Raw genomic sequence first — 15,719 nt, forward strand, 5'->3', positions numbered from 1 at the left:
CGTGTTTGATTCGTTCTTACGCCCGGGAGTCCCCCGTCCCCATTCTCGCTTTCACGGAGCGGGCATACTCGGACGGACTCATGCCGGACGCTTTCTTGAACGTTTTGGAAAAATGGTGCACACTCCCGAATCCGAGCCTTCCTGCGATTTCCGTAAAATTGCACGTCTCTTCCCGTATCAGGAGCTTAGCCTGTCCGATCTTGATCCGGCCCCAATATTTCATAATGGTTGTGCCGGTCTGCGCTTTGAAGCTCTCTTTGAGCAGCGTTTTTCCGATATGAAAATGCCGCGAAATTTCATCCAGCGTGACGGGTGATTCCACATTCGCTTCCATAAAAGCAATCACTTTGGCCGCCAGCTCCTCCTGATTCTTCTGTCTTGCCGGAGATGACAGCTGCTGGGCGGGAGAGGCTTTCTCGTCAAACGGCGCTTGACGCAGAAGCCGGATCAGGAACGCTTCCAGATAGCAGCGCAGCAGCTGCTCGGAACCGGGCAGGGCCCTCTCTCTTCGCTTCAGCGGATACTCAAACGGAAATTCGAACGCGTTCTCCCCTTCCCGGATAATCAGGGCCAGCAGATCCCTCTCTTCGTCCTCCAGCCTCAGCACCCCTCTCGCAAAAGCGTTCATAGCGGGAGAATCGCAATCAAAGGTCAGCACGATCACATTAGGCGCCCTGCCGGGCGCGGCCCGGAAGCTGTGAAATTCGTTCGGCTCGTGGAATATAGCCATGCCCTGTTTGAGGACATGCCCGGCGTCGTCCGTCACGACCTCGATCTCTCCCTTGTCCACGTACAGAAACTCCCAGAAGTTATGCCGCTCTCCCTGAAACACGTAGTCCTTCCCATGCTCGAAATAATACATTGTGATGATGCTGCCGATCCGGATCACCTGCTCCAGGTGCGTCCTCTGCATCCGGTTAAGCCGGGCTTCCCGGGTTTCTCCACTCGCGGGAACTTCTTGGGACTCCAAGGAACGAGTTTCTTGAGCTTCTTGAGATTCTTGAGTTTCTTGAGTTTCTTGAGTTTCTTGAGTTTCTTGAGTTTCTTGAGTTTCTTGAGTTTCTTGAGTTTCTTGAGCTTCTTGGGCTTCTTGAGCCTCTTGAGCCTCCTTCAACCCTTTTCGCTCTTCCCGATCTTCGCGCTCCTGCTCCCGGTCTTCTCTTGTTTCGCGGTTTCCCTGCTTTTCCTCGACTCCCTGAATTTCCAGGGTACCGGTTTTTTCGCGCAGCTCCTTCTCCGCCACTCTCTCACCTCCCTTAGCGTTCTCAACTAAAAGGGACAAAAAATCCGGCCCTTCGGACAAAGAAAAAGAAGGCTTCCCTTTTTATACTGAACGTAATGGATTTTATTCTTTTACCAAATGCGATTCAGAAAAGAGGAGCTTCTATGAACCTGGGAATAATCGGCTACGGCGACCGCATCAGCCACGTTGCGTCGGAGATCATGAAGCAGGACCCGGACTGTAAAATAACCGCCATCACCGATATCCGCCTCGGGGAACTTCGGGAACAGTTCCGTGAAAAAGGACGGGAGGATATCTCCTTCTACACATCCGCCGACGAGATGCTGGGCAACGAGCGGCTGGACGGCGTTCTGATCGGAACGCGCTGTTCCCTGCATACGCCCATGGCGCTCAAGGTGCTTTCCCGCCATCTGCCGCTGTATCTGGAAAAGCCCGTCGCGACAACGATGGAAGATCTGCTCCGGCTGAAACAGGGCTACGAAGCGTCCCGTTCACCGGTCGTAGTCTCGTTTCCCCTGCGGGTCACGTCCATCGTCGAGTTCGTCCGGGAAATCATCGACTCCGGTAAGATCGGTACCGTCGAGCACGTGCAGGCCGTCAATAACGTGCCGTACGGAGCGGTGTATTACCAGAACTGGTACCGGGACGAAGCCGAGACGGGAGGACTTTTCCTCCAGAAGGCGACACACGACTTCGACTATATCAATTCAGTTCTCCGCCTCGCTCCGACGGATGTGGCCGCCATGACATCCAAGCAGATTTTCAAAGGGACGAAGCCTGCGGGCCTGAAATGCACCGACTGCGAAGAAAAGCGGACCTGCCCGGACAGCACGGCGTTTCCTTCCAAAGATATCCCGGAGACGTGGGAATACTGCTTATACGCCGAAGACACCGGCAACGAGGATTCCGGCAGCGCGCTGATCCGCTACGAATCGGGCATGCATGTGTCGTATTCGCAAAATTTCTTCGCCCGCCGGGGCGCCGCTTCCAGAGGAGCGCGTTTCCTCGGGTACAAAGGTACCGTCGAGTTCGATTTCTACACGAACCGGGTCCAAGTGTTCATGCACCACACCCCCCGCGTGGAGACTTACGAGATCGGGGCGGGCGACAACCATTTCGGCGGCGACTCCGCCCTTGCGGCTAATTTCGCCGGGCTGATGCGGGGCGCCGCTTCATCGGTCGCTACGATGGACGACGGCCTGTTAAGCGCTTTGATGTGCGTCCAAGCCCGCGAATCCGCAGCATCCGGCACGTTCCGGCCTATCCGGTACGACACGCCGGCGGTATGTAAGCCTTAACCGGCCTCTTGAAGCAGCCTGTCCGTCACGGGACGGGCTGCTGTCCGTTTTACTCGATCTCGTATACGAGCCAGTCCGTAGAGACATGCCCGCCCATTTTGTTGTACAACGACTGCGCGGCCGTATTATCTTTGGCCGTTTCCCACGTCATGTAAGCAAAGCCCTGCTCCCGGATATAGGCCAGACACGCGCGGAACAACCGCTCTCCGACTTTATGTCCGCGGGCCGAAGCAGCGACGAAAAGATCGTTCAGCACGGCCGTCCGTTTGACTTGAAGCGTGCTGAACGAAAAATACAGCGTCGCGAAGCCGACGAGCGTACCGTCTTTTTCCGCAACAAACTGCAGACCGGCGGACGGATTTTCACGGAGATGGCCGATGAGCTTATCCAGCTCGCGCTCATCCGGACGAGGCCTTTTATAAAAGTCGACGATATATTGGATCATAAGATCGTGAAGCTGGCGGGTATCTTCCGCCGTTACGGGTCTGATGCTGACCGAATCCGTAGTCATGGCAGGCGTTCTCCTTCATAGCGCAGGTATAGGATGTATGCTTTTCTATCATTTTAGTTACGGCAGACCCCGGTTACAACCTTATTTTGCAAATCGGTCCGTTTCTCCCTGTCCTTCCGCACACAAAAACATCGTGTATTTTCCACTTGCCGAGTTTATAATAAATGGAATAAAACTTCATAGTTGCTGGAGGATTAGGAAATGAATGCCGTCGAGAAAAGAATTCATACTCTTCATCAGTACAAGCCCGCACTGACGCTGGACCCGTCCGCCGCCGATCATTTCTGGGACAAGAAGCTGGACCTTTTCAAAAACAAGCCCCTCAACGCCCGCGTCGAGCAGAGAGATTCGCTGATGCACGGCGTCGATACTTATCACGTTACCTACGAGGGATTTGACGAGACCCCCGTCCACGGCTGGTTTCTGGTCCCCTCTTTTATGCAAAAGAAGAGCTACCCCTGTCTCGTTATGTTCCCGGGATATACGGCCGACAAAGGCCTGCCGGAACGGTATGCGGCTTGGCTGCTGCAAGGTTTTGCCGTTTTTGCCGTCGATGTGAGGGGGCAGGGAGGCGAAACCGGCAACCGGCTCGACTACGACGAGGGAACCAGCACCGGCTGGATGACGCAGAACATCCTCGACAAGGACCGCTGCTATTACATGGCGGTTACGCTGGATGCGTACAAAGCGGTCGAGTGGGCCGCCGGACGGCCGGAAGTACGGACATCCAAAATCGCGGTAGTGGGCGGTAGCCAAGGCGGCGGCCTCTCGCTGATCACGGGCGCGCTTCACGAGAAAGTGTCGCTGATCGTTGCGGATATCCCGAACATGTGCCACATGGATTTCGGCGTGCTGAACTCGGTCGGTTCCTTGAAGGAAGCCGCCGATTTTATCAAGCGGAACCCCGACCGGCTGGAGGCGGTATTCGAAACGCTCGCCCATTTCGATATGATGAACCTGGCCCACCGCATCCGAGTGCCCGTCCGGATGACCGTCGGGCTCAAGGATATGGTGTGCTGGCCCGAGGCTATCTTCGCCGCTTACAACCGGATCGAAGGGGATAAGCACATCGACGTGCATCCTTTCTCCGGCCATGAAGTCAGCGAGCGGCAGCAGCAGGAGCACAGGCGCTATCTGGCCGAGTGGGCCCGCGAGGCGCAGTAGAGAAGCGCCGGGAGCCCGGCCTGAGAAGCAGGGTCTTCACGTTACCCGCCCGCAGAGCATGCGGACGGATAACGGAGGACCCTGCTTTTTTTGCGGCGGATGCAGGATGGAGCGAGGCTCCGAGGGAGGCAAGTCAGACGCCAGCCGAGGGCCGATCCCGGCAAGCGGCTCAGACACGCGGCATGTCCGCTTCAGGACTTGGGGCCGGGTTTGAGCGCCCGCTCGTTTCTTCGCCATTGCCCGCTCTCCTATTCGGCATCTTTCGGAGAGCCCGCAGCAACCTTCCAGCATCTGGAGTGTTTTTCGTTGACGCGTATACGTGTATACACGTATACTTATTTTAATCCGACTATCCTATAAAGGAGGTGAGTTCTATGGCGTCTACCCGGCAAATTCCTTTCATCACGAGCGGCAAGTCGTTGGGCGGACAAGCGTATGAAGCCTTGCGGGACTCCATCATCACTTTAAAGCTGGAACCCGGGCAAACGATTTTCGAAAGTGAAATCGCCGATACGTTCCGGATCAGCCGCACTCCGATCCGCGACGCGTTCCAGCTTCTTGTCATGGAGCATCTGATCGAGGTGCTTCCCCAAAGGCATAAGAAGATCGCCCGCATTTCGGAATCCAAAGTGAAGGAAAGCAGCTTTGTTCGGCTTAGTCTGGAGAGCAGCGCCTTCAGGCTCGCGGCTGGAAGCTGGGACAGTTCCGAGAAGTTCGTGCAGGCGGAGAGACAGATCAGCCGTATCCTCCGGGAACAGAGCGAGGCGGCGGAGCATCAGGATGTGGTTCAGTTCCTGCAGTTGGACGAAGCTTTTCACAAGTGCGTCCTGGAACTGACCGGCAACGCGACACTGCTTGAAGTGGTTTACCATATGCGGGGCCATCTGAACCGTCTCAGATACCTGGCCATGAAAGAACTGGGGCTGACCCCGAAACTGGTCGAAGAGCACCTGGAGCTGTTCGACAGTTTGAAAAAGCGGGACGAAGCGCGTACCGTTCAACTGCTGGAACAGCATCTCGGCAGCCTGAGTTATGAGATCCCGCAGCTCCGGGAGCAGTTTCCCGACTATTTCATCGACTGAAGACTCAAGCGGAAGACTCCGGAATGCCTTGCCCCTTGAGCATACGAGGGCAGGGCATTAAAGTACGTCGTCACGGAGCTTATTTTCACCGGCTTCCTTAATCCGCAGTACCGGGGCCCCGGCCTCTAAACTTATTGGGAGGATGATCACCTTGAAGATGACCTTTCGCTGGTTCGGCGAGAACGATCCCGTAACTTTAACGAACATCCGTCAAATCCCCGGCGTGACCGGAATCGTATCGGCTATCTACGATGTTCCCGTCGGAGATGCGTGGCCGCTCGACAAAATTACCCGCCTGAAGCAGACGATCGAAGATCACGGTCTCCGTCTGGACGTAATTGAAAGCGTCCCCATTCACGAGAATATCAAGCTGGGTCTTCCTTCGCGCCAAGCTTATATCGACAACTACAAAACGACACTGCGCAATCTGGCCAAAGCCGGCATCGATACCGTTTGCTATAATTTCATGCCGATCTTCGACTGGACCCGCACTTCGCTCAACTATGAGCTGGAAGACGGCTCCAACGCCCTCATCTACGAGGAAGAAGTCGCGCAGAAAATGAATCCGCTTACAGGCGAGCTGAAGCTTCCCGGCTGGGATACGAGCTATACGGACGACCAGTTGAAAACACTTTTCGACCATTATAAAAAAGTCGACGAAGAGAAGCTCTGGCTGAACCTCGCTTATTTCATCCGGGAAATCATGCCGGTCGCCGACGAGGAAGGCATCAAAATGGCCATTCATCCGGACGATCCGCCGTGGCCGATCTTCGGGCTTCCCCGCATCATTACGAACCGGGAGAACCTCGACCGTTTCCTCGGCCTCTATGACAGCCCGAATCACGGCCTGTGCATGTGCAGCGGTTCGCTGGGCGCCCATAAAGACAACGATTTCCCGGCCATGCTCCGTCATTTCGGCCACCAGAAGCGCATTCACTTCGTTCATGCCCGCAATATCAAGCGGATCGGGGACAAAAGCTTCTGCGAGACTTCCCACCTCTCGGAGCACGGCTCCGTCGATATGGTGGAAGTGATGAAGGCTCTCAAAGAAGTCGGCTTCGAGGGGCCTCTGCGGCCCGACCACGGCCGTATGATCTGGGGCGAAACGGGAAAACCCGGCTACGGGCTTTACGACCGCGCCCTCGGCATCGTCTACCTGAACGGCATCCGCGAGGCCCTGAACCATTAGCTGGTTCACTCCGCCCGGCGTGAGGGTAATTCCTTAAAAGATTTATCCCGTTCTGCTATCCCGTTCGGATCCTGCGAACAGGCGGAACTCACGCTGATAAGGAGGGCATACACATGCCGGATAAACGTTTGGAAGGTAAAGTGGCCGTCGTCTCCGGCGGCGGCTCCGGGATCGGCAAAGCTTCGGCCATCCGTTTGGCCCAGCAGGGAGCTAAGGTCGTCATGCTTGACCGCACCCCCGAAAATGCGGAGAAAACGAAAAAAGACATCGAAAGCGCCGGCGGAGAGGCTCTTGTGATCGAGTGCGACATTTCCAAGCCCGAGATGATCAAACAGGGATTGGAACAAGCGGCCGTCCGATTCGGCGGAATCGATATCGTATTCGCCAATGCGGGCATCAACGGAACCAAAGCCCCGATCGAAACGCTGGAGATCGACGAATGGGAGCAGACGATTAACATCAATCTGCGCGGAACGTTCGCTACCGTCAAATACGCGATTCCTCATCTGAAAGAAAAGGGCGGGAGCGTGATTATTACGAGCTCCATTAACGGCAACCGCGTCTTTTCCAATATCGGTTTTTCGACTTATGCCACGACCAAGGCCGGTCAGGTAGCCTTTATGAAAATGGCGGCCCTGGAGCTTGCCCGGTACAAAATCCGGGTAAATGCCATCTGTCCGGGCGCAATCGACACGAATATCGACGACAACACGTATCCGACCGACGATTTGAAGGAAGTTCAAATTCCGGTCGAATTCCCGGAAGGCGATCACCCGCTCAAGGGTGCGCCGGGAAAGCCCGAGCAGGTGGCCGATCTCGTACTGTTCCTTGCTTCCGACGAGTCCTCCCATGTCACGGGGACGGAAATCTACGTCGACGGCGCAGAGTCGCTCCTGCGCGGCTGATCGAACAAAGGGCGCTCTCCATTTTCGTGGAGAGCGCCCTTTCGGCGTTTGCCGGGCGTACGGCGCGCATGCCTGCCGTCATCCGGTGCCCTATGTAACGTCACGGGAGCGGCCGGCCTTTTTAGGCACCGGCGCGGTCGCGCTCCCATTTTTCCATCATCAGCTCGTACAGCTCCTCCAAAGGCATCTTCACGGCAGTCTGCGTAATGTTGACCGTAGCCTCCACCAGACCCTGATTCGCTTTCATGAGCGCTTTCTTGAACCCGCTCTGCCGAGCCAGATACGTTTCCGCGTCGTGAAGACGGATGCCGATAAACCGCTGGCCCATATAGTCGTACAGCATCATTTCCTCGATATCGGCCCACTTCAGCTTGCCCCCGCCGATAGCCGACGAATGGTCCACAATCCCCTCGTCGTTCACGATAAGAGAAGGCTTCCGGTTGAAGAGCCGGTAAATCAGGTACACCAGACACGCTCCGAAAAAGACGACGCTGACTCCCCCGATCGCTACAAGCCCCAGGGAACGCTCATCCTCCGATTGCCCTGCCCCTATAAATACGACGCCCAGTACAACAAAAACGAGTGCGGCCAAAACAAGCCCTATCGTTTTCTTGGTACTCGGATAAATGATCAAATCATTAGGCTGATGAACCGGCTGCAAAAAAAATCCCCCCTAATTTTCCCCTTTATCCGTTATATAACAAGCCTCGCGCGGGTTGAAACACACGGACGCATTTAAGACAGGTAGACGTGTCCCTGATACAGCTCGGTAATGCGCCGTGCCGCTCCTTCCAGCACCGTTTCGTTCAGCCCCTCCAGCTCCTCCAGATGCTCCAGCCTTTCCTCCAGCGAAAGCTCCGGGAACGTGAACAGGCTCCAGTTGGCCAGATTCTCGATTGCCTCCCGGAAATCCAGCCGGCCGTAATCCAGATAAGCCTTGTAGATATAACAGGCTCCGTATGACGGGTCCAGGGCCAAAGCCTGGTCGAACGCGTTGCGTGCCGCATCCTCTTCCCCTTCCAGCTTGAAGCAAACGAGACCCAGATTGAAAAACGCCGAAGGACTGTCCGGATGAAGTCTCGAAAACTGACTGGCGAGGTTGCGTGATTCGGCGTACTCTTTTTTGAGGTACAGCACATTGCCCCGCAGACTGATCAGATCCGTGTAGGAGGCATCCTTATCGTAGCCGACGATGCAGTCCAGCTCCGCTTTCTCCAGCTCGCGCAGAGTGAGGTAGCATTTCGCCCGGCTCTCGTAATAGGCCGCATGTTCCGGCTGAATATCGATTGCTTTCGTAAACGAGGCGATGGCCATGTCAAGGTGGCCCATCTCCTCAAGCACCCGGCCCATCGCATGGTGGTAGCCGGCGCCTTCGGAAATGCCGGGCTCCAGCTCCGCCGCATGATGCAAATCCATCAGAGCCTCGTCAAAGCGGGAGTCCATGAAATAAGCATAGCTGCGCTTCATGCGGAAATCCGCCCGGTCCTGCATCGCGATCGCTCTGCCGTAAGCGGACGCCGCCTGCCCGTAAGCGCCGGTCTCTTCCAGAATCAGCCCCCGCTGCTGCTCGTTGAGAGGATCGTCGTCCTCCAGTTCCAGCAGACGCTTGTTGAATTCCAGAGCTTTCTCAGTCTGGCCCAGATCCAGGTAAGCGTCCGCCAGCCAGTAGCAGACGATCGGATTCCCGGAATCCTGCTCGTAGAGCTTGTGAAGCAGGGGGACCGCTTCGGAGTCCCGGTTCTGCGCCCGGTAGAGAAGGACTCTTTCCATCCACAGGACGCGCTCTTCCACGTCCCGCTCCTTCTCCAGAACATCCAGTTCGCGCTCCGCGTCCTCCCAGCGCCCCGAGCTGCGGTAGACCGCCACACGCTGCAGGTACAAACCGTCGTTGTCCGGGTAGGTTTCAAGAGCGCGGTTGATTTCTTCCAAAGCTTCCCCGTACCGTTTCAGCCCGGCATAAAGACCCGCCAGATCCTTGCGGAACCCGCAGGTGCGCTCCGCCTCTTCCATGAAAATCCGGAAAGCACCCGCGCCGTAGCCGGTCCGGGTGAGCACGAGCCGCTGCCCCTTATCGGATATGTATTCCCATTCGATCACCTGGTCGACGGCTTTGCGCATAGAAGCGGCGGCTTCTTCCAGCCGGCCCAGATTCTCCAGCGTTTTTCCAAGCCTGTAATGAAAAATGGGAATGTCCCGGTCGGGATACGACAGCACTTTACGGAACGTTTGCTCCGCCCGCCCGTAATCTTCCATCCGCCAGTAGCACATGCCCAGCTCGTAGTAGCTCGATACGACGGAATCTTCGGGCTCGCGCTTGACGCATTCCTCCAGATCGGCGGCCGCCGCCTCGTAATCCTGAAAATCTTTGCGCCATACTCCCCTCGTATACCAGTACATGTAAGGTTCGGGATTGAGCCGGATGGCCTCGTCCAGATCCCGCAATGCCTCCTCTTCCCGACCGATTTCCTGCAAAATATGCGCACGCCGCTCATGAGCCTGATCCGAGCTCACCCTCCCGATAATTTCCCCCAGGAGAGACAACGCGTGTTCCGTACGCCCGCACTCGTGATAAACCTCCGCGACTCGAATCTTTTCGGCGGTGTCCAGCTTGCCGTAATCGGCTTTTTCGTAATACTGGAGCGCTTTTGCGAAATTTCCTTCTTTTATGTACTGTCTGCCTTTTTTTATATAATAGCCGTTAAAAAGCTTCACGGCCTTCCCTCCCTCTGTTCTGTCCTTTGCCAGTAAGTAAGTATACCTGAATCCGCTGAAATGAAACACGGTTTCATACGTCATCTGTTTCGGCACGTTTCAAGAATCCCACGCAGACCCCGATGCAGGAAAAGAACGTCAAAGGAACCTGCCTTCGTACGCTCTTCCGGTACAGCTATCCTTTTATTATACAAATTTTTACTCGGGGGAGGTATACGTTTTTATAGGGAATGATAAAAGGAAGCACAAATAGCCCTTCAACCGGCAGACTGCCGGCAAGGACTATTGAATAAAAAGGATCGGGAGAAGCGAGAATCTAATGCGGACGGCCGCCGGTCCGGCCGATGATGGAGGCGATCTCCAGGATAAGGGCCACGTTTCCGTCGCCCAGAATGGTCGCCCCGGCGATGCCCTCGACTTTTCCGATATAAGGCCCCAGCGACTTGATGACGATCTCCTGGTTGCCGATCAATTCGTCGACCGCCAGAGCGAGGCGCTTCTCGGCCGATCCCACGATAACGAGCGGAATGTGGCTGCCCGTATTCGCCTTGTACGGGATTTGGAGATAATCGTGAAGCCGGGCAACCGGAATGACCTGATTGCGCAGCACGATGACCGACTGTCCCTGGATGCTGCGGATCTCATCCGGATTCACGCGGACGATTTCCGCTATGTTGCGCATCGGGACGATGAAGGTCCGCCCGCCGAGTTTGACCTGGAGGCCCACGATAATGGCCAGCGTCAGGGGAAGTTTGATTTTGAAGCAGGTTCCTTGTCCGAGGCGGGTTTCAATGTCGATCAGCCCGTTCAGCTTCTCAATGTGGCTGCGGACGATATCCATTCCGACACCTCTGCCGGATACGTCGCTTACTATGCTTGCCGTCGAAAAGCCCGGGCGGAAAATAAGCTCCACGGCTTCCCGCTCGCTGAGCTGCCCGGCCTCTTCCTGAGTGATGACGCCCTTCTCCAGCGCCGAACGGATCATCCGGGCGGGATCGATCCCCGCTCCGTCGTCCTGGACGTAGATGACGACCTGGTTGTCTTCGTGAGCGGCCCGGATGGTGAGGACGCCTCCCGCGCTTTTGCCCGAAAGCGTGCGGACTTCCGGCTTCTCGATCCCGTGATCCACCGCATTGCGGATCAGATGGATCAGCGGGTCTGCGATTTCCTCGATGAGCGTCCGGTCCAGCTCGGTATCCTTTCCTTCGAGGACAAGCTCAATCTCCTTGCCCAGCATGCGGGAAAGATCCCGGATCATGCGGGGAAAGCGGTTGAAAAGCTGTTCGATCGGCAGCATGCGCGTCTTCATGACGCTTTCCTGCAGATCGCTGATTATCCGCGACAGATGGTCGGCTATGTGGCCCAGCTCGTCGACGGTCTCATCGGCGAAACGCCGCCGCTGCGTCCGCTCCACCTGATGAATGCGGGTCTGGTCGATCACGAGTTCTCCGACCAGGTTCATCAGGTGTTCCAGCCGCTCGACGCTCACGCGGATCGTCGGAGACTTGGCCTTCGCCGGGGCGGAAGCATCCTCGGCCGACGGCCGGGAGGCCGGTGCCGCGGCGTGCGGCGGCGCGGCACCGGCGGCCCCCGCAGGGCCTGCCGTGCCCGCTGCGGCCGGCGCGCTTCCCGCGGGGCCTGCCGTGCCTGTCGCGGCCGGCGCTGCGCTTTCTCCAGCGCCCGCTGCACGCTCTGCGGCCCCGGCTCCGCTTACCGCGACTTCCTCTTGCGCAAGCGGCTCCACCACGGCCCGCTCGACCTCCATCAGGCCGTCCGCGAATGCCTGCAGTTCCTCCAGGGACTGATTTCCCGCATACAGGAAGAGCAGGTCCCCGGGCCCCTCCTCGTTCAGACCTTCCGGTTCCGGATCGGCCAGAAACACGTCGCCGTACTCATTCAGCGCCGAATGGATAACGTACGCCCGGGCTCCACGGATCAGACATTCGGAAGCAATCCGAATGTCCACCCAGAACACCTTTTGACCGAGTTCCATCCGTTCCTGCACCCTTAACCGCAAATCGAGTGATAGAGACGGTTTACCGCGATGAGCCGGCAATACCTCCGCATCCGCCCTATCTGTGTCCATGTCCTGATCTTCACCGCCGAAGTTCCGCAGCGCCCGGACGCAGTCCGAAATATCTGCGGAAGACGACTCCCCGCCCACGATGTCGCGCTTAAGCTGCTTGAGAATATCCAGCGCGGTAAACAGAAGATCGATCAAAGCGCCGGACACGGCAAGCTGCCCGCTTCTAACCCGGTCCAGCAAATGTTCCATCTCGTGGGTTAACTGCTTCATCTCCTCGAAGCCCATCGCCGCCGACGATCCTTTGATCGTATGAGCGGCCCGGAACAGGCTTTGAATGACAATCCCGGACTCACCGGACTGCTCCAGCTTCAGAATCTCTCCGTCCATGACCTGAAGCTGTTCCTCCAGCTCCTCCAGAAAGATCTCCTTATACTCGGACAACATACCCGTCAACTCCTATTCGTGAAGCAGAACTTCGTCCAGTTTCAATATCCCGGCCAGGCCGCTGTCCGCAAGACCGATTCCCGTAAAAAATCCGCCCTGCACGCCGCCCACGCGCTCCGGAGGAGGCTGAATGTCCGTGAAGGTCGTCACTTTGTTCACATAATCCACCATGATACCGACGGTATCCTCCAGATGATGAACCACAACAATACGGGACGCCTTCGTCGGCTCCGCTTCTTCCATTCCGAACAAGGTCCGAAGAGAGATGACCGGGACGATCCGCCCTCTCAGATTGATCACCCCTTTTACATAGGGCTTTACATTAGGGATGGCCGTTACGGCCTGCATTTTAATAATTTCGTGAATATCGTAAATCCGGATGGCGTACTGCTCCCGGTCGATGCCGAACGCCACATATTGCTCCTGCCCGCTTCCCTGCATAAAAAGGTCCTCCCTGTCGTTCATACGGAATCGGCTCCCGCCGTTGAAAGAATAACCCCAATCAGGCTGACTGGGGTCCCTGCCTCGCTAGGCGGATTTGCTGATTTTAAACACCGCTACCGTCCGGTTAAGCTCTTCCGCCAATCCGGCGAGCGACTGGGCCGTCGAGGCCGTCTCTTCGCTGCTTGCCGCCGACTGCTCGGTTACGGCGGAGATGCTCTCGATCGACGACATAACCTCGGTGGACTGCGCCGCCTGCTGCTCGCTTGCCGCGGCAATCTCCATCACCTTGTTGGCCGACTCGTTCACCATGCCGATAATATGATGGAACGATTCGCCTGTCTGGCGGGACAGGACCACACCGTCGCCGACCGCTTTGACGCTCTGGCGCGTGTTCTCCTGCATGCCCTTGATGATCGCGGTTATCTGCTTCGTCGCTTCCCCGCTCCGCTCGGCGAGTTTCCGTACTTCGTCCGCGACAACCGCGAACCCGCGTCCCTGGTCCCCTGCACGCGCCGCTTCGATGGCCGCGTTCAAGGCAAGCAGATTGGTCTGCTCGGCGATATCGTCAATCACTTCGATAATCTCCCCGATTTTGTTGGAATCCTCTTCGAGCCTGGACACCTGCTCATTGACCTGGTTCATGCTCTCGATGGACGAGTTCACGATCTTGCCGCCCTGCTGGGCGATGTTCAGCGCATCCGACGATACCCCCGAGGCTTGTTCGGCGCTGGTCGCAACCGACGTAATCGCGGTCGACAGCTCCTTGAACAGCTCGTGGATGGTTTGGGCGGCGCCCGCCTGGCTGACGCTTCCGCTCGCGATTTCCTGCGTGCTCGCCGAAATCTGCTCGGCCGCCGCCGACACGCTCTCGGCCGACGCCAGAATGCCGCCTACGGTGCTTCGCAGGCTGTAGACCATTTCGTTCACGGATTTGGCCAACTGCCCGATTTCGTCGCGGGTGTCGATGTCCGTGACTTCGGTCAAATCACCCGCGGATACCTTACCCACCAGGCCGACCACCTGATTAAGCGGCCGGGAAATAATCCTCGCGATCGCATACCCCAGCCCGATGGAGATCAGGAAGGCCGCGATCATCACCCCGAAAGTCACGTTGCTGGAGCTTTTGTATAAGGCGGCGCCTTCGGCATTGCGCTCTTCCGCCAGCTTCACGTTAATTTCGAACATATCGTCGAAAAACTTCATGACCTCGTCGCCTTTGGTCTTGAAGCTTCCGCTCGCAAGCAGGGCTTTAAATGCTCCCCGGTCATCGCCGTAATCGACTTTGACGGCTTCCTCCAGCTGCTTCTGGTAGCTCTCCCATACGGAATGAAAAGCCTGGAGCAAATCTTTTTCCTTCTGAGTTATATCGGTTTTCTCGTAAACGGCTATTTTTTCACCGATTTTGTTCACGTTCTCGTCGATTTTTTTCTTGTACTCGTCTTTCTGAGCCGGAGTTTCCGCCAAATCGTTCATATCCCGGAGGTCCGTTCTTATCAATTGATAGTAGAAGGAAGCGTCCGAAACGACCCGAAGCGGAACCAGGTTATTCTCATACATGCTGCTTAGGCTGTTATTAAGTTTGCTCATATTGAAAAGTCCGAAAAAACCCGTAAATACAAGCAGAATCGCGATAAACACAAATGCCGAAACCAGCTTTGCCGAGGTTTTCAGATTGCGGTACCATTTCATTGTCCGTACCTCCTGCCTTTGCGCCCTTCAATCACTTTGAGCTCGGCCTCCAGATCGTGCAGAATGTCGTCTATTTCTTCGCTCGTCAATTTTCCCTCGTTTCGTTCCGGATTGTAATCGGTTCTTCTTCTGGAATTGTCCCACAGCGCTCGAATAACTCTCGTTCTTTCCATGCGTTTCCCCACCTTATCTTCTTGTTTAGTTGCCTATATCCTTAAGCGGCTTCGGTTTTCTGCAAAAGAAGGATCATCTGGATGGTTCCGACTTCCTGGAGAGAAACCGCTATTGAAATCCCTTTCTCGAATCCGTAAAGCTGCATTTGACCTACCATGACCGTGGGCGGGGTAATATCGATTTTGTGCCCTTTCTGATAAACGATAGCCGATGTATTTCCGGCAATCATATTCGCCATTTCACCTACAAAACTATGGAGCATTTCACCTTCAAGGGGCATGCCAAACATGGATTGTCCCAGTTTACCGAACGTTTGTATATCTCCTTCGATCACCAGTCTCCCTTCGACATCGCCGACAATCCCGATCAACACCCCTATCTCGCCCTGAATAACCGCATTTCGCACCATACTGGGCGGCTTCGTATCAATGGGGACGGGAAAAACCTGGCTCATCGATGCGATGGTACTGTTCAGCAAATCTTGAATTCCGTTTGGACTTTGCACTTCAATCATCCATCCTTTATATGTGTATAAAATGATCTCGGTCCGGGACCCTCGCTGTGAAACGCCAGCGGCCCGCGGTTAGAGGCAATCACTTACCCGCAAATTCGCATTCTCCCTAGGGGAGCGCTAAAAATCTGAGCAATCCGGCATAGGTTAAAAGACCTAAAAGATGCTTTAATCATAAACCGCAAAAGAGCGGTGGTAACCGAAAAAACTTTGCGGGAACCCGCAAAATTATTGCGGAAACTTGTAAATTCCTGTCGGTTTAATGGTAATAAATAGACAAAAAAAACCGTAACACGGCTGTGTACGGTTGAGTTTATGTCGAACTTG

At 55.9% G+C, this 15,719-nt stretch carries 15 protein-coding genes; 5 read left to right on the plus strand and 10 right to left on the minus strand.

Annotated features, from left to right (window positions below):
• Positions 1 to 16: 16 nt before the first annotated feature.
• Positions 17 to 1,243: a helix-turn-helix domain-containing protein gene (locus tag KVT34_RS23455; RefSeq protein ID WP_309244127.1), complete on the minus strand. Its 1,227-nt coding sequence runs from the start codon at positions 1,241 to 1,243 to the stop codon at positions 17 to 19.
• 143 nt (positions 1,244 to 1,386) lie between these two features.
• Here KVT34_RS23455 and KVT34_RS23460 point away from each other — a divergent pair, with 143 nt between their 5' ends.
• Entirely contained in the window at positions 1,387 to 2,541 is a 1,155-nt protein-coding gene (locus KVT34_RS23460; RefSeq protein ID WP_217561654.1) for a Gfo/Idh/MocA family protein, read from the plus strand.
• Between the two features lie 49 nt (positions 2,542 to 2,590).
• On the opposite strand, the gene KVT34_RS23465 is transcribed toward KVT34_RS23460, so the two are convergent.
• Complete coding sequence (locus tag KVT34_RS23465) at positions 2,591 to 3,052, minus strand: GNAT family N-acetyltransferase (protein WP_217561656.1); 462 nt, start codon at positions 3,050 to 3,052, stop codon at positions 2,591 to 2,593.
• A gap of 201 nt (positions 3,053 to 3,253) precedes the next feature.
• On the opposite strand from KVT34_RS23465, the gene KVT34_RS23470 reads away from it, so the two are divergent.
• The gene (locus tag KVT34_RS23470) at positions 3,254 to 4,216 is read left to right on the plus strand and encodes an acetylxylan esterase (protein ID WP_217561658.1); all 963 of its coding nucleotides are present in this window, start codon (positions 3,254 to 3,256) and stop codon (positions 4,214 to 4,216) included.
• Between the two features lie 36 nt (positions 4,217 to 4,252).
• Here KVT34_RS23470 and KVT34_RS23475 read toward each other — a convergent pair whose 3' ends face one another.
• Positions 4,253 to 4,453, minus strand: a complete 201-nt coding sequence (locus tag KVT34_RS23475) for a hypothetical protein (protein ID WP_217561660.1) — start codon at positions 4,451 to 4,453, stop codon at positions 4,253 to 4,255.
• Between the two features lie 137 nt (positions 4,454 to 4,590).
• On the opposite strand from KVT34_RS23475, the gene KVT34_RS23480 reads away from it, so the two are divergent.
• The 3 genes from KVT34_RS23480 (at position 4,591) to KVT34_RS23490 (ending at position 7,392) form a co-directional block, all read left to right on the plus strand.
• Positions 4,591 to 5,298, plus strand: a complete 708-nt coding sequence (locus KVT34_RS23480) for a GntR family transcriptional regulator (RefSeq protein ID WP_217561662.1) — start codon at positions 4,591 to 4,593, stop codon at positions 5,296 to 5,298.
• Between the two features lie 151 nt (positions 5,299 to 5,449).
• The gene (gene uxuA, locus KVT34_RS23485) at positions 5,450 to 6,487 is read left to right on the plus strand and encodes a mannonate dehydratase (RefSeq protein ID WP_217561664.1); all 1,038 of its coding nucleotides are present in this window, start codon (positions 5,450 to 5,452) and stop codon (positions 6,485 to 6,487) included.
• Positions 6,488 to 6,600: 113 nt separating this feature from the next.
• Positions 6,601 to 7,392 (plus strand): SDR family oxidoreductase, encoded by a 792-nt coding sequence (locus tag KVT34_RS23490; RefSeq protein ID WP_217561666.1) that lies wholly within the window; start codon positions 6,601 to 6,603, stop codon positions 7,390 to 7,392.
• A 121-nt stretch (positions 7,393 to 7,513) separates the two neighbouring features.
• Here KVT34_RS23490 and KVT34_RS23495 read toward each other — a convergent pair whose 3' ends face one another.
• The 7 genes from KVT34_RS23495 to KVT34_RS23525 form a co-directional block, all read right to left on the minus strand.
• Complete coding sequence (locus KVT34_RS23495) at positions 7,514 to 8,053, minus strand: STM3941 family protein (RefSeq protein WP_217561668.1); 540 nt, start codon at positions 8,051 to 8,053, stop codon at positions 7,514 to 7,516.
• 74 nt (positions 8,054 to 8,127) lie between these two features.
• A complete protein-coding gene (locus KVT34_RS23500; protein ID WP_217561670.1) occupies positions 8,128 to 10,104 on the minus strand; it encodes a tetratricopeptide repeat protein in 1,977 nt (658 codons plus the stop codon).
• A 316-nt stretch (positions 10,105 to 10,420) separates the two neighbouring features.
• Complete coding sequence (locus KVT34_RS23505; protein ID WP_217561672.1) at positions 10,421 to 12,574, minus strand: chemotaxis protein CheA; 2,154 nt, start codon at positions 12,572 to 12,574, stop codon at positions 10,421 to 10,423.
• A 12-nt stretch (positions 12,575 to 12,586) separates the two neighbouring features.
• Complete coding sequence (locus KVT34_RS23510) at positions 12,587 to 13,039, minus strand: chemotaxis protein CheW (protein ID WP_254635089.1); 453 nt, start codon at positions 13,037 to 13,039, stop codon at positions 12,587 to 12,589.
• A gap of 63 nt (positions 13,040 to 13,102) precedes the next feature.
• On the minus strand, positions 13,103 to 14,707 hold the full coding sequence (locus KVT34_RS23515; RefSeq protein ID WP_217561674.1) for a methyl-accepting chemotaxis protein: 1,605 nt from the start codon (positions 14,705 to 14,707) through the stop codon (positions 13,103 to 13,105).
• Positions 14,704 to 14,880: a hypothetical protein gene (locus KVT34_RS23520; RefSeq protein ID WP_217561676.1), complete on the minus strand. Its 177-nt coding sequence runs from the start codon at positions 14,878 to 14,880 to the stop codon at positions 14,704 to 14,706. Before KVT34_RS23520 ends, KVT34_RS23515 begins: the two co-directional genes overlap by 4 nt.
• Before the next feature lie 41 nt (positions 14,881 to 14,921).
• On the minus strand, positions 14,922 to 15,386 hold the full coding sequence (locus KVT34_RS23525) for a chemotaxis protein CheX (RefSeq protein ID WP_217561678.1): 465 nt from the start codon (positions 15,384 to 15,386) through the stop codon (positions 14,922 to 14,924).
• Positions 15,387 to 15,719 lie beyond the last annotated feature (333 nt).

Origin of the sequence: Paenibacillus sp. GbtcB18 (assembly GCF_019091125.1) — a bacterium.
GTDB classification, from domain to species: Bacteria; Bacillota; Bacilli; order Paenibacillales; family NBRC-103111; genus Paenibacillus_F; species Paenibacillus_F chitinolyticus.

Bases quoted from the DNA above. Each gene is read 5' to 3' on its own strand.
- KVT34_RS23460 (WP_217561654.1), top strand. From the start codon at position 1,387: ATGAACCTGGGAATAATCGGCTACGGCGACCGCATCAGCCACGTTGCG.
- KVT34_RS23465 (WP_217561656.1), bottom strand. From the start codon at position 3,052: ATGACTACGGATTCGGTCAGCATCAGACCCGTAACGGCGGAAGATACC.
- KVT34_RS23470 (WP_217561658.1), top strand. From the start codon at position 3,254: ATGAATGCCGTCGAGAAAAGAATTCATACTCTTCATCAGTACAAGCCC.
- KVT34_RS23475 (WP_217561660.1), bottom strand. From the start codon at position 4,453: ATGGCGAAGAAACGAGCGGGCGCTCAAACCCGGCCCCAAGTCCTGAAG.
- KVT34_RS23480 (WP_217561662.1), top strand. From the start codon at position 4,591: ATGGCGTCTACCCGGCAAATTCCTTTCATCACGAGCGGCAAGTCGTTG.
- KVT34_RS23490 (WP_217561666.1), top strand. From the start codon at position 6,601: ATGCCGGATAAACGTTTGGAAGGTAAAGTGGCCGTCGTCTCCGGCGGC.
- KVT34_RS23505 (WP_217561672.1), bottom strand. From the start codon at position 12,574: ATGTTGTCCGAGTATAAGGAGATCTTTCTGGAGGAGCTGGAGGAACAG.
- KVT34_RS23510 (WP_254635089.1), bottom strand. From the start codon at position 13,039: ATGAACGACAGGGAGGACCTTTTTATGCAGGGAAGCGGGCAGGAGCAA.
- KVT34_RS23515 (WP_217561674.1), bottom strand. From the start codon at position 14,707: ATGAAATGGTACCGCAATCTGAAAACCTCGGCAAAGCTGGTTTCGGCA.
- KVT34_RS23520 (WP_217561676.1), bottom strand. From the start codon at position 14,880: ATGGAAAGAACGAGAGTTATTCGAGCGCTGTGGGACAATTCCAGAAGA.